This is a genomic window from Staphylococcus simiae (assembly GCF_002902085.1).
Classification (GTDB): Bacteria; Bacillota; Bacilli; order Staphylococcales; family Staphylococcaceae; genus Staphylococcus; species Staphylococcus simiae.
This window is the reverse complement of sequence record NZ_PPQR01000056.1, coordinates 44,133-58,040: the sequence shown is the minus strand read 5'-3', so window position 1 is coordinate 58,040 and position 13,908 is coordinate 44,133. Positions and strand designations below refer to the sequence as shown.

Sequence of the window (13,908 nt, the reverse complement as noted above, 5' to 3'; positions counted from 1 at the left end):
AGTAAGTGATAAAATTGAAGATGATTGTACAATTGAAATGGAATGGAGTAATTTTTATGTTTCATAGTAATACTGCTCATTTTGTCAATGGAGTGACATTAAATGTAAGAGATAAAGACGCACTAAAACCATTTTATGAAAATGTGTTAGGACTAAATATCATTAACGAAACTTTAACATCTATCCAGTATGAAGTTGGACAAAGTAATCATATTATTAGACTAGAAGAAATTGAACATGGACGTGAGCCATTGTTATCTGAAGCTGGATTGTTTCATATTGCAATTAAGTTACCAACATATACTGATTTAGCAGATTTTTTAGTTCAATTGAGTGACTATGATATACCAGTAAACGGTGGTAACCAATCTACATCTTTATCAATATTTTTTGAAGACCCGGATGGGCATGGTTTTAAGTTTTATGTAGATAAGCCTAGTGAAGAATGGGTTACACACCATGATTTAATTCAAATATATGTTAAACCACTAAATGTACCTAAATTATTAAATTATACTTCAGATGAGCAGTGGCAAGGCATCCCCGATTTAGCAATTATAGGTTCTTTGCATATAAAAACAATTCGTTTATCAGAAGTGACAAATTATTATTGTGATTATTTTGGTTTAGATATTGCAGCTTATATGGATGACTTTTCATTATTTTTAGCATCACAAGGTTATCATCAACATTTAGCAATGAATCAATGGATGTCAGCTACAAAAAGAATTGATAATTTCAATTCCTATGGTTTAGCTATTGTGGATTTTCATTATCCTGAAACAACGCACCTTAATCTTCAAGGACCAGATGGTATATATTATCGTTTTAATAAAATTAAAACAGTTGATTAAATAATGTTTAAGACTACAAAGTCTCTATAATAAATTTTGTGATTGGCAGTAATTGTTTGTATTATAAAATGCCGATAAAACATAAATTTATTTTTATGATGATTGTGCGCAACCTTTATTCGATTTTGTTAGTAAATAACGTAGTCATGAGCTTTAATATTTTAGTAATTGTCATATGCTTACTTTTTTTATTGTTTGCTCTAGGATATAATATAATGAGTTGTCTAAACGACAGTTGAATGGAGGAACATCGATGCACAAGAAATATTATATTTGGACATCCGTACTCGTGACGTTATTTATTATTACTTTTGATCAATTAACTAAATATTTAATAGCGACTACGATGAAAATTGGAGACTCATTTGAAGTTATACCTAACTTTTTAAATATTACATCACACAGAAATAATGGTGCTGCGTGGGGAATTTTAAGTGGCAAAATGGGATTCTTTTATATCATTACAGTTATTATATTAATCGTATTAATATATTTCTTTATTAAAGAAGCACAATTTAATTTATTTTTACAAGTTGCTATTAGTTTATTATTTGCTGGAGCACTAGGTAATTTTATTGATCGCTTATTTAATGGACAAGTAGTAGATTTTATAGATACAAATATATTTGGATATGATTTTCCAATATTTAATATTGCAGATTCAAGTTTAACGATTGGTGTGATTTTCGTTATTATCGCATTATTAAAAGACTCATCAAACAATAAAGATAAGGAGGTTAGATGATGGAAATATATGAATATCAAATTTCAGATCAATCTCAAACTGGCTCAAGAATTGATAAAATACTCCCTGAGTTAAACCAAGAGTGGTCTCGTAATCAAATTCAAGATTGGATTAAATTAGGTTTAGTAAGTGTTAACGATAAGACAATCAAGCCTAATTATAAAACCAAACTAAATGATAAAATAGTGGTGACTGAAAAAGAGACTGTTGAAGCAGATATCGTTGCCGAAAATTTAGATTTAGATATATATTATGAAGATAATGATGTTGCTGTTGTATATAAACCAAAAGGTATGGTGGTTCATCCATCACCTGGACATTATACCAATACGCTAGTTAATGGTTTAATGTATCAGATTAAAGATTTATCTGGAATCAATGGAGAAATTCGTCCTGGTATTGTTCACCGTATTGATATGGATACATCAGGTTTATTAATGGTGGCTAAAAACGATATTGCACATAGAGGTTTAGTAGAACAATTAATGGATAAAACTGTCAAAAGGAAATATACTGCATTGATTCACGGTGTTATTCCTCACGATTATGGCACAATTGATGCGCCAATTGGTCGTAATAAAAATGATCGTCAATCCATGGCAGTTGTTGATGATGGTAAAGAAGCCATTACACATTTTAATGTTTTAGAACGTTTTAAAGATTATACCTTAGTTGAATGTCAACTTGAAACAGGCCGTACACATCAAATTCGTGTGCATATGAAATACATCGGCTTCCCATTAGTAGGAGACCCTAAATATGGTCCGAAGAAAACCTTAGATATAGGTGGTCAAGCACTGCACGCTGGTTTAATCGGTTTTGAACATCCAATTACTGGGCAATATATCGAACAACAAGCGGCATTACCAGATTATTTTGAGACACTACTGGATACTATACGTAAACGTGATGCTTAAAACAACCATATTTTTATTATGTAAACTAAAAACGTCAAACAATTATAGTTTCATATAGTAATTTTATGTTAACTTAAATAACAGAATATAAAATATACCTTTATTTTGTGCTATGGATGATTGACATTTGTTGAAAATAGTATTATCCTAATTACAGTTTAAATACGCATTAATCGTCTTTAAGTGAAAGTCCAGAGAGGCTTCAAAGACATGATATAAATAGATATATACTTATTGAAACGCATAGTACTTGTTCAAGGTTATAAGACTATAAATTTTTGTAGTCATTAACGTACTATTTGCTCGTATATAACTTAACCTCATGTCTTGTTAAAGACGTGAGGTTTTTTGTTTTTAATAATTGAAAAGGGTGAAAAAATGTCTAAACGAATTATTATGGACGATGCCGCAATACAACGAACAGTAACTAGAATTGCTCATGAAATTTTGGAGTATAATAAAGGTACTGATAATTTAATTTTATTAGGGATTAAGACACGTGGTGAATTTTTAGCTAATAGAATTCAACAAAAGATTAATACCATTGAACAAAAACAAGTACCAACAGGAACGATTGATATTACATATTTTAGAGATGATATTGAACATATGTCTTCACAAATGAGTAAAGATGCGATTGAAATTGACACGAAACTTACTGATAAAGTTGTCGTCATTATTGATGATGTACTGTATACAGGACGTACTGTACGCGCATCTTTAGATGCAATTTTACTTAATGCCAGACCAATAAAAATTGGACTAGCAGCTTTAGTTGATCGAGGCCACAGAGAACTGCCAATTAGAGCAGATTTTGTGGGTAAGAATATACCTACTTCAAAAGATGAAACAGTTAATGTCTTCTTAGAAGAAATGGATAATGAAAATGCAGTAATAATTGAATAATAGCCCTTTTAAATCAGTACGAGAGACTGAAAAAGGTGAGGGTAATTTATATACTGGAACAATTTAAGTATGTAAATTTCACCCTCATTGTAAGTTCGAAGTGATAGCTTATACTAGGATAACTATAGCTTCAACTGTTTACTAAGTCTCTTTACATATATTGATGTAAAGAGATTTTTTTGAAAATGGAGGAAATGACATAATGGAAAATGAACAAATGTTTGAACGTACAGTGAAACCTGTACTTGATGTAAATGACAAACCACAACCAGCACAATGGGCATTTTTAAGCTTGCAGCACTTGTTTGCAATGTTTGGTGCTACAGTTCTTGTGCCGTTTTTAACTGGTTTACCAATTTCCGCTGCATTGCTTGCTTCAGGAATTGGCACATTATTATATATACTAATTACTAAAGCTCAAATACCCGCATATCTTGGTTCAAGTTTTGCTTTTATCACACCCATTATTACCGGTTTAAGTACGCACAGTTTAGGAGATATGTTAGTTGCTTTATTTATGAGTGGTTTAATGTATGTGATTATCGGCATTTTTATTAAATTGAGTGGTACAGCTTGGTTAATGAAGTTACTACCACCAGTTGTAGTTGGTCCAGTTATTATGGTCATAGGACTAAGTTTAGCTCCAACAGCAGTTAATATGGCTATGTATGAAAATTCTGCTGATATGAAAGGATACAGCATGAGTTACTTAATTGTTGCTCTAGTAACTTTATTAGTAACAATAGTTGTACAAGGATTTTTCAAAGGTTTCTTATCATTAATACCTGTATTAGTAGGGATTATAGTAGGTTACGTGGTAGCGATTTTTATGGGGATTGTTAAATTTAACGCTGTCATGTCAGCTAAATGGTTCGATTTCCCTCATATTTATCTACCATTTAAAGACTATGTACCATCATTTCATCTCGGGCTAGTACTAGTTATGATACCAATTGTTTTTGTCACAGTAAGTGAACATATTGGACATCAAATGGTATTAAATAAAATTGTTGGTAGAAACTTTTTTGAAAAACCAGGGCTAGATAAGTCTATTATCGGTGATGGTGTATCAACAATGTTTGCCAGTATCATTGGTGGACCACCAAGTACAACATACGGTGAAAACATTGGAGTTCTCGCAATAACTAAGATTTATAGTATCTATGTTATAGGTGGTGCAGCAGTTATCGCTATCATCTTAGCTTTCATAGGTAAATTCACAGCATTGATATCTTCTATACCAACCCCAGTCATGGGCGGTGTTTCAATACTACTATTTGGTATCATTGCAGCGAGTGGCTTAAGAATGTTAGTTGAAAGTAAAGTAGATTTTGCTAATAACCGCAACCTTGTCATCGCATCAGTAGTGTTAGTAGTAGGTATTGGTAATTTAGTGATTAACTTGAAAGAAATTGGCATTAATCTTCAGATTGAAGGTATGGCTTTAGCAGCACTTTCAGGGATTATCCTAAACTTAATCTTACCTAAAGACAAAGATGTAAAAAATTAAGATTGACTAATCTAGGAGGGCGCTTTATGAATCATTTATTATCAATGGAACATTTAACTACAGATCAAATTTATAACTTAATCCAAAAGGCAAGTCGTTTTAAATCAGGTGAACAACCATTACCACAACTAGATGGTAAATTTGTAGCTAATTTATTCTTCGAAAATTCTACTAGGACAAAGTGTAGCTTTGAAGTTGCAGAATTGAAATTAGGTTTGAAAATTATAAATTTTGATACAACAACATCATCTGTGTCAAAAGGTGAATCATTGTACGATACTTGTAAGACGCTAGAGAGTATTGGTTGTGATTTATTAGTTATTAGACATCCTTATAATGACTATTATGAACAATTGACAAATGTTAATATTCCAATAGCTAATGCTGGAGACGGTAGTGGTCAACATCCTACGCAAAGTTTATTAGATTTAATGACGATTTATGAAGAATACGGATATTTTGAAGGCTTAAATGTTGTCATCTGTGGTGACATTAAAAACTCAAGAGTTGCACGTAGTAACTATTATAGCTTGAAAGCTTTAGGAGCCAATGTCATGTTCAATAGTCCGAGAGCATGGGTTGATGAATCATTAGAAGCACCATACGTGAATATGGATGATGTCATAGACTCAGTTGATATAGTCATGTTACTGAGAATCCAACACGAAAGACATGGTCTTGTAGAAGAAGCAAGATTTATGAAAGATGATTATCATCAAAAGCATGGTTTAAACCAACAGAGATATGATCGTCTTAAACCAAATGCGATAGTTATGCACCCTGCACCAGTCAATCGTGGAGTGGAAATTGAAAGTGATTTAGTAGAAGCGCCTAAATCTCGTATCTTTAAACAAATGGAAAATGGTATGTATCTTCGAATGGCAGTCATAGATGAATTATTAAATAAATAGGGGGAGATTTATAATGAAATTAATAAAAAATGGTCGAATTTTACAAAATGGTGAGTTAGTAAATGCTGATATTTTGATAGAAGGAAAAGTTATCAAAGAAATTGGTAATGATATAAATGTAACTGAAGATGTTGACATCATTGATGCACAAGGACACTTTGTGTCACCAGGATTTGTTGATGTTCATGTACATCTAAGAGAACCCGGTGGAGAACATAAAGAAACAATTGAATCTGGAACACTTGCAGCAGCAAGAGGTGGATTTACAACGGTGTGTCCAATGCCAAATACTAGACCCGTTCCCGATTCAATTGAACATTTTGACTCTTTACAGCGTATTATTGACGATAGTGCACATGTGAGAGTATTACCATATGCATCAATTACAACAAGACAAGCCGGTAAAGCGCTTGTAGATTTTGAGGCATTAGCTAAAGAAGGTGCATTTGCATTTACTGATGATGGTGTCGGTGTACAGACAGCTAGTATGATGTATGAGGCAATGCAACAAGCTTCAAAAGTTAATAAAGCAGTTGTGGCACATTGTGAAGATAACTCTTTAATTTATGGTGGTGCTATGCATGAAGGTCAACGTAGTAAAGAATTAGGTATACCTGGAATTCCTAATATTTGTGAATCTGTACAAATTGCTAGAGATGTTCTATTGGCAGAAGCAGCGCATTGTCATTATCACGTGTGTCATGTATCTACGAAAGAAAGTGTACGTGTTATTAGAGATGCAAAACGTGCGGGGATTCATGTCACAGCTGAAGTAACACCACATCATTTATTATTAACAGAGGATGACGTACCTGGTAATGATGCCATTTATAAAATGAATCCGCCACTTAGAAGTCATGAAGATAGACAGGCCTTACTTGATGGATTATTAGATGGAACAATCGATTGCATTGCAACAGATCATGCACCTCACGCTCGTGAAGAAAAAGCCCAACCTATGGAAAAAGCACCATTTGGTATTGTAGGTAGTGAAACAGCGTTTCCATTGTTGTATACACATTTCGTTAAAAACGGTGAATGGACATTACAACAATTAGTTGATTATTTAACTGTTAAACCAAGCGATACGTTCAACTTAGATTTTGGAAGATTAGAATCAGGCCGTTTAGCTGATATTACAATTATTGATTTAGATAATGAGCAAGAAATTAAAGGGGAAGACTTTTTATCTAAAGCTGATAATACACCATTTATTGGTTATAAAGTATACGGCAATCCAATATTAACTATGGTCGAAGGTGAAATTAAATACGAGGGGGCAAAATAAAATGCAACAGAAACGTTATTTAGTGTTAGAAGATGGCTCTTACTACGAAGGATACCGTTTAGGATCTGATCATTTAAATATAGGTGAAATTGTATTTAATACAGCAATGACAGGCTATCAAGAAACGATATCTGATCCATCATATACTGGTCAAATTATTACGTTCACTTATCCATTAATAGGAAATTATGGTATTAATCGTGATGATTTTGAATCATTAGTTCCGACTTTAAATGGTATTGTAGTTAAAGAAGCTAGCACGCATCCAAGTAATTTTAGACAACAAAAAACACTGCATGACGTTCTAGTGTTGCATCAAATTCCTGGTATATCAGGAGTAGATACTAGAAGTATTACACGCAAAATACGTCAACATGGTGTATTAAAGGCAGGATTTACAGATGATAAAGCAAACATTGATAATTTAATTGAAAAATTACAAAATGTTGACTTACGAAACAATGAAGTTGAAAGTGTTTCCACAAAGACACCATATGTTTCAACTGGCCAAAATTTAAATGTAGTGTTAGTCGATTTTGGAAAGAAACAAAATATTGTTAGAGAATTAAATATTAGAGGCTGTAATGTAACAGTTGTACCATTTAATACGACTGCTGAAGCCATTTTAGCTATGTCACCAGATGGTGTTATGTTATCAAATGGTCCAGGAAATCCTGAAGTAGTTGAATGCGCAATAGAAATGATTAAAGGTATTTTAGGAAAAATCCCATTCTTTGGTATCTGCCTTGGACATCAATTGTTTGCCTTATCGCAAGGTGCGACATCATTTAAGATGAAATTTGGACATAGAGGTGCAAACCATCCAGTGAAACATCTACAATCAGGAAAAGTAGATATCACTAGTCAAAACCATGGTTATGCTATAGATAAAGCATCACTTGAAAATACAGACTTAGAAGTAACGCATATTGCTTTGAACGATGGAACAGTTGAAGGGTTACGTCATAAGACATTACCTGCTTTTTCTGTACAATATCATCCAGAAGCAAACCCAGGTCCTACAGATTCTAATTACTTATTTGATGATTTTGTAACTATGATGAACAATGCTAAAGAAAAGGGGAGTCAAACACATGCCTAAACGTAATGATATTCATACTATTCTAGTCATAGGTTCAGGTCCAATTATTATCGGTCAAGCTGCAGAATTTGATTATGCCGGTACACAAGCTTGCTTGGCACTAAAAGAAGAAGGCTATAGAGTCATTCTAGTTAACTCAAATCCTGCAACCATTATGACGGATAAAGAAATTGCTGATAAAGTTTATATTGAACCATTAACACATGATTTTATCGCACGTATCATTCGTAAAGAACAGCCAGATGCATTATTACCCACTTTAGGTGGTCAAACAGGTTTGAATATGGCAATTCAGCTGCATGAAAGTGGTGTCCTACAGGCTAATCATGTACAGTTATTAGGAACAGAATTAACTTCTATTCAACAGGCAGAAGACAGAGAATTATTTAGAACTTTAATGAATGATTTAAATGTTCCTGTACCAGAAAGTGATATCGTTAATACTGTAGAACAAGCATTCAAATTTAAAGAACAAGTTGGTTATCCTTTAATTGTAAGACCTGCGTTTACAATGGGAGGGACAGGAGGCGGTATTTGCCATAACGATGAAGAGTTGTTAGAAATAGTCTCTAATGGTCTACATTATAGCCCGGCAACACAATGCCTACTTGAAAAATCCATCGCAGGATTTAAAGAAATAGAATATGAAGTGATGCGTGATAAAAACGATAATGCCATCGTAGTATGTAATATGGAAAATATTGATCCAGTAGGTATTCATACAGGTGATTCAATCGTTGTGGCACCTAGCCAAACGTTATCAGATGTTGAATATCAAATGCTCAGAGATGTGTCATTGAAAGTGATTAGAGCGTTAGGTATTGAAGGTGGATGTAATGTCCAATTAGCTTTAGATCCACATTCATTTGATTACTACATTATAGAAGTAAATCCACGTGTATCACGTTCATCAGCACTAGCTTCTAAAGCTACAGGTTATCCAATTGCTAAATTAGCAGCAAAAATAGCTGTTGGTTTGACACTAGATGAAATGCTTAACCCAATAACAGGTACATCTTATGCTGCATTTGAACCAACTTTAGATTATGTCATTTCTAAAATTCCACGTTTCCCATTTGATAAATTTGAAAAGGGAGAGCGTGAATTAGGTACACAAATGAAAGCAACAGGTGAAGTTATGGCTATTGGTCGTACATATGAAGAATCATTATTAAAAGCCATTCGCTCATTGGAATATGGTGTGCATCATTTAGGACTACTTAATGGAGAAAGCTTTGATATTGATTATATTAAAGAGAGAATTTGTCAGCAAGATGACGAAAGACTATTTTTCATTGGTGAAGCCATTCGTCGCGGAATATCATTAGATGAAATACATGACATGACGCAAATTGATTATTTCTTTTTACATAAATTCCAAAATATTATCAACATCGAGCATGAATTAAAAGCACATCAAGGGGATTTAGAATATTTAAAATATGCTAAAGATTATGGATTTAGTGATAAAACGATTGCACATCGTTTTGATATGACAGAAGAGGATGTATATCAATTACGTATGGCAAATGATATTAAACCAGTTTATAAAATGGTTGATACGTGCGCTGCAGAATTTGAATCTACAACGCCATATTATTATGGTACTTATGAAAGTGAAAATGAGTCTATCGTTACTGACAAAGAAAAAATATTAGTACTTGGTTCAGGACCAATACGTATTGGTCAAGGTGTAGAATTTGACTATGCTACAGTCCACGCAGTATGGGCAATCCAACAAGCTGGGTATGAAGCAATAATTGTTAATAACAACCCGGAAACAGTTTCTACTGACTTCTCAATTTCAGATAAACTTTATTTTGAACCGTTAACTGAAGAAGATGTCATGAATATCATTAATTTAGAACAGCCTAAAGGCGTTGTTGTTCAATTTGGTGGTCAAACAGCAATCAACTTAGCAGATAAATTAGCAAAACATGGCGTGACAGTATTAGGAACGTCATTAGAAAATCTAAATAGAGCTGAGGACCGTAAAGAATTTGAAGAATTATTACGTCGTATTAATGTGCCACAACCACAAGGTAAAACAGCAACATCTCCTCAAGAAGCTTTAACTAATGCTAAAGAAATTGGTTATCCTGTTGTAGTCAGACCATCATATGTTTTAGGTGGTCGTGCTATGGAAATTGTAGATAATGATGAAGAGCTTGAAAATTATATGACACAAGCAGTTAAAGCAAGTCCAGAGCACCCTGTACTTGTGGACAGATATTTAACAGGCAAAGAAATTGAAGTTGATGCAATTTGTGATGGTGAAACTGTGGTTATACCGGGTATTATGGAGCATATAGAACGTGCAGGTGTACATAGTGGAGATTCAATTGCCGTATATCCTCCACAAACTTTATCAAACGAAGAGTTAAACACACTTGAAGATTATACAATTAAATTGGCTAAAGGTTTAGATATCATTGGTTTGATTAATATTCAATTCGTCATTGCACATGATGGTGTTTATGTCTTAGAAGTGAATCCTCGCTCAAGTAGAACAGTACCATTTTTAAGTAAAATAACGAATATTCCAATGGCACAACTTGCTATGAAAGCAATCATGGGAGAAAAACTAACGGCAATGGGTTATAAAGAAGGGGTTCAACCATATGCTGATGGTGTCTTTGTTAAAGCGCCAGTGTTTAGTTTTAATAAATTAAAAAACGTTGATATTACATTAGGACCAGAAATGAAATCAACTGGTGAAGTAATGGGTAAAGATGAGACATTAGAAAAGGCGCTATACAAAGGGTTAACTGGTAGTGGTGTTGAAATAAAAGATCATGGTACAGTGTTAATTACTGTAAGTGATAAAGATAAAGATGACATTGTCAAAATTGCACACCGCTTAAATGAAGTCGGTTATAAAATATTAGCAACATCAGGCACTGCGGAAAGAATTAAAAAAGATCATATACCGGTTGAAGTTGTAGGAAAAATAGGTGGAGATAATGATTTATTAACGCGTATTCAACAAGGTGATGTCCAAATTGTTATCAATACGATGACAAAGGGTAAAGAAGTAGAGCGTGATGGATTCCAAATCAGACGTACAACTGTCGAAAATGGCATTCCATGTTTAACATCGTTAGATACTGCCAATGCACTAACTACTGTCATTGAAAGTATGACATTTACAATGCGTGAAATGTAAGATGACACTGTCACATTAATTATTTTAGAGGTTGCTTTATACTTAAAATAGGTGTAATTAGCAATCTCTCTATGCAATAGACACTAATTAACGTAAGGGAGAATACGATGAAAGATTTACCGATAATTGCCTTAGATTTTGAATCGAAAGAAAAAGTGAACCAATTTTTAGATTTATTTGATGAGCCTTTATTTGTTAAAATTGGTATGGAATTATTTTATCAAGAAGGACCAGATTTGATTAAATCAGTAAAATCTAGAGGTCATGATGTCTTCTTAGATTTAAAATTACATGATATTCCTCATACTGTTGGTAAAGCGATGGAAGGTTTGGCTAAATTAAATGTAGATTTAGTTAATGTTCACGCAGCAGGTGGAACATTAATGATGATGCAAGCGTTACAAGGTCTTAGAAAATATAATAAAAATACTAAAATTATTGCTGTCACTCAATTAACATCTACAACAGAAGATATGTTGCATAACGAGCAAAATATTCAAACATCTATTGAAGATGCAGTGTTAAATTATGCATCACTAGCGAAGCAAGCTGGCTTAGATGGCGTTGTATGTTCTCCGTTAGAAAGTCAGTTATTAACTAATCATTTAGGCGTAGATTTTATGAAAGTGACACCAGGTATTAGACCTCAAGGTTCAGCAAAAGATGATCAACATAGAATTACTACACCAGAGCAAGCAAGACAATTAGGATCTACTCATATAGTAGTTGGAAGACCAATTACGCAAAGTGACGATCCTGTTAAAAGTTATCAAATTATTAAAGAAAGTTGGTTATCATAATGGCAAAAGCAATTGCAAAAGCATTATTAGATATAGAAGCGGTGACACTATCACCGAATGATTTATATACATGGAGTTCAGGAATAAAATCACCAATTTATTGTGATAATCGTGTTACATTGGGTTACCCATTAGTTCGTGGTGCTATTCGTGATGGTTTAATTAAATTAATTGAAGCACAATTCCCAGATGCAGAAATTATTTCAGGTACAGCAACAGCTGGTATTCCTCATGCAGCTTTTATCGCTGAAGAATTAAAATTACCAATGAACTATGTACGTTCATCAAGTAAAAGTCATGGCAAACAAAATCAAATTGAAGGTGCCAATAGTAAAGGTAAAAAAGTGGTCGTTGTAGAAGATTTAATATCTACAGGTGGCTCATCAATTACTGCTGTTGATGCATTAAAAGAAGCTGGTGCTGATGTTCTTGGTGTCATAGCAATTTTCACATACGGTTTAAAAAAAGCAGATGATACGTTTAAAAATGCAGATTTGCCATTCTATACATTAAGTAATTACAATGAATTAATTGAAGTTGCTGAAGATGAAGGCAAGATTACGAAAGATGATATTAAGACATTAGTTGAATGGAGAGACAACTTAGCATAAGATAGTCTTTAGAAAGGGGAATGTTTAATATGAATGAACAACAAACTAAGAATTTATATGCTAAAATTAAACATTGCAATGAATTTATTAATCATTCAAACGATTCTAACCACTCTAAAGAACAACTTCAACAAAGTGAAACTGAAATGAACGAAGTACAATTCGATAAAAATAATAATGAAGACTTATTTAAACACGTCAAAAATGTCTTACGAGATCAAGGTCACATTTAAACATTAATAACATCTAAAAAAGCTATAATAACATCTTCAATAAAGTGTATTAAATACTTCTTTGAAGACAGTTATTATAGCTTTTATTATTTTAAATTGGATATTAGCGAATAATTAATTTTACCAGTATCCAACCAATGAGTAATACGATGAGTAACGCTAAGATAGGAATAACATAATGTAACATAATAAAGCCTCCTTATTGCTTATTTAGTATTATAATAGAAAAGTAAAATAATGCGAAATGTAAACGCTTATGTTAGGTTATTACATTGTATTGTGGTAAGTATCTATAATTAAATTGTTTAACTTACTAAAGTCATTTCATAGTAATGTATATAACGATTTGAATGAATGACTTTTTAAATATATTGTTCTACAAATATGAGAAAGTCGTGTTAAACTAATGATGAAAGAAATTAATGGCAAAGTTGGAGGGTTATAAATGGAAATCCCAAAAATCACAACATTTTTAATGTTTAATAATCAAGCAGAAGAAGCTGTAAAATTATATACAAGTTTATTTGAAGACAGTGAGATTATTACGATGGCAAAGTATGATGACAATGGTCCGGGAGATCCTGGTACAGTTCAACATTCTATTTTCACATTAAATGGACAAGTATTTATGGCAATAGACGCAAATAGTGGTACCGAATTGCCAATGAACCCAGCTATTTCCTTATTTGTAACCGTTAAGGATACGTTAGAAATGGAGCGCTTATTTAACGGTTTGAAAAAAGAAGGTGCAATATTAATGCCTAAAACTGAAATGCCACCATATAGAGAATTTGCATGGGTACAAGACAAATTTGGTGTTAGTTTTCAACTAGCATTACCGGAATAATAAAAATGGGAGTGGAAT

The 13,908-nt window shown here is 32.9% G+C and carries 13 protein-coding genes; all 13 read left to right on the top strand.

The window, feature by feature from the left end; translation table 11 throughout:
• Positions 1-56 precede the first annotated feature (56 nt).
• Positions 57-854 (top strand): VOC family protein, encoded by a 798-nt coding sequence (locus CD113_RS07955; RefSeq protein WP_002464933.1) that lies wholly within the window; start codon positions 57-59, stop codon positions 852-854.
• Positions 855-1,107: 253 nt separating this feature from the next.
• Positions 1,108-1,599, top strand: a complete 492-nt coding sequence (lspA, locus tag CD113_RS07950) for a signal peptidase II (protein WP_002464932.1) — start codon at positions 1,108-1,110, stop codon at positions 1,597-1,599.
• A complete protein-coding gene (locus CD113_RS07945; RefSeq protein WP_002464931.1) occupies positions 1,599-2,516 on the top strand; it encodes an RluA family pseudouridine synthase in 918 nt (305 codons plus the stop codon). The genes lspA and CD113_RS07945 overlap by 1 nt, the downstream gene beginning before the upstream one ends.
• Before the next feature lie 378 nt (positions 2,517-2,894).
• Positions 2,895-3,422 carry a bifunctional pyr operon transcriptional regulator/uracil phosphoribosyltransferase PyrR gene (gene pyrR / locus CD113_RS07940; RefSeq protein WP_002464930.1) on the top strand — a complete coding sequence of 176 codons (528 nt, stop codon included), beginning with the start codon at positions 2,895-2,897 and terminating at the stop codon, positions 3,420-3,422.
• 202 nt (positions 3,423-3,624) lie between these two features.
• Positions 3,625-4,932, top strand: coding sequence for a uracil-xanthine permease family protein (locus CD113_RS07935; protein WP_002464929.1), 1,308 nt, complete (start codon positions 3,625-3,627; stop codon positions 4,930-4,932).
• Between the two features lie 26 nt (positions 4,933-4,958).
• Positions 4,959-5,843: an aspartate carbamoyltransferase catalytic subunit gene (locus CD113_RS07930; protein WP_002464928.1), complete on the top strand. Its 885-nt coding sequence runs from the start codon at positions 4,959-4,961 to the stop codon at positions 5,841-5,843.
• A 13-nt stretch (positions 5,844-5,856) separates the two neighbouring features.
• A complete protein-coding gene (locus CD113_RS07925; RefSeq protein ID WP_002464927.1) occupies positions 5,857-7,131 on the top strand; it encodes a dihydroorotase in 1,275 nt (424 codons plus the stop codon).
• 1 nt (position 7,132) lies between these two features.
• Complete coding sequence (locus CD113_RS07920; protein WP_002464926.1) at positions 7,133-8,233, top strand: carbamoyl phosphate synthase small subunit; 1,101 nt, start codon at positions 7,133-7,135, stop codon at positions 8,231-8,233.
• Positions 8,226-11,399 (top strand): carbamoyl-phosphate synthase large subunit, encoded by a 3,174-nt coding sequence (gene carB, locus CD113_RS07915; RefSeq protein ID WP_095092669.1) that lies wholly within the window; start codon positions 8,226-8,228, stop codon positions 11,397-11,399. The genes CD113_RS07920 and carB overlap by 8 nt, the downstream gene beginning before the upstream one ends.
• A gap of 107 nt (positions 11,400-11,506) precedes the next feature.
• Positions 11,507-12,199, top strand: coding sequence for an orotidine-5'-phosphate decarboxylase (gene pyrF / locus CD113_RS07910; RefSeq protein WP_002462172.1), 693 nt, complete (start codon positions 11,507-11,509; stop codon positions 12,197-12,199).
• Positions 12,199-12,810: an orotate phosphoribosyltransferase gene (pyrE, locus tag CD113_RS07905; protein WP_002462174.1), complete on the top strand. Its 612-nt coding sequence runs from the start codon at positions 12,199-12,201 to the stop codon at positions 12,808-12,810. The genes pyrF and pyrE overlap by 1 nt, the downstream gene beginning before the upstream one ends.
• Before the next feature lie 29 nt (positions 12,811-12,839).
• Positions 12,840-13,043 carry a hypothetical protein gene (locus CD113_RS07900; RefSeq protein ID WP_002462176.1) on the top strand — a complete coding sequence of 68 codons (204 nt, stop codon included), beginning with the start codon at positions 12,840-12,842 and terminating at the stop codon, positions 13,041-13,043.
• 445 nt (positions 13,044-13,488) lie between these two features.
• Entirely contained in the window at positions 13,489-13,890 is a 402-nt protein-coding gene (locus CD113_RS07895; protein ID WP_002462177.1) for a VOC family protein, read from the top strand.
• Positions 13,891-13,908: the final 18 nt, after the last annotated feature.

Coding starts and splice junctions, on each gene's coding strand:
- CD113_RS07945 (WP_002464931.1), top strand. CDS start 1,599: ATGGAAATATATGAATATCAAATTTCAGATCAATCTCAAACTGGCTCA.
- CD113_RS07935 (WP_002464929.1), top strand. CDS start 3,625: ATGGAAAATGAACAAATGTTTGAACGTACAGTGAAACCTGTACTTGAT.
- CD113_RS07930 (WP_002464928.1), top strand. CDS start 4,959: ATGAATCATTTATTATCAATGGAACATTTAACTACAGATCAAATTTAT.
- carB (WP_095092669.1), top strand. CDS start 8,226: ATGCCTAAACGTAATGATATTCATACTATTCTAGTCATAGGTTCAGGT.
- lspA (WP_002464932.1), top strand. CDS start 1,108: ATGCACAAGAAATATTATATTTGGACATCCGTACTCGTGACGTTATTT.
- CD113_RS07900 (WP_002462176.1), top strand. CDS start 12,840: ATGAATGAACAACAAACTAAGAATTTATATGCTAAAATTAAACATTGC.
- CD113_RS07920 (WP_002464926.1), top strand. CDS start 7,133: ATGCAACAGAAACGTTATTTAGTGTTAGAAGATGGCTCTTACTACGAA.
- CD113_RS07925 (WP_002464927.1), top strand. CDS start 5,857: ATGAAATTAATAAAAAATGGTCGAATTTTACAAAATGGTGAGTTAGTA.
- CD113_RS07955 (WP_002464933.1), top strand. CDS start 57: ATGTTTCATAGTAATACTGCTCATTTTGTCAATGGAGTGACATTAAAT.
- pyrF (WP_002462172.1), top strand. CDS start 11,507: ATGAAAGATTTACCGATAATTGCCTTAGATTTTGAATCGAAAGAAAAA.
- CD113_RS07895 (WP_002462177.1), top strand. CDS start 13,489: ATGGAAATCCCAAAAATCACAACATTTTTAATGTTTAATAATCAAGCA.
- pyrR (WP_002464930.1), top strand. CDS start 2,895: ATGTCTAAACGAATTATTATGGACGATGCCGCAATACAACGAACAGTA.
- pyrE (WP_002462174.1), top strand. CDS start 12,199: ATGGCAAAAGCAATTGCAAAAGCATTATTAGATATAGAAGCGGTGACA.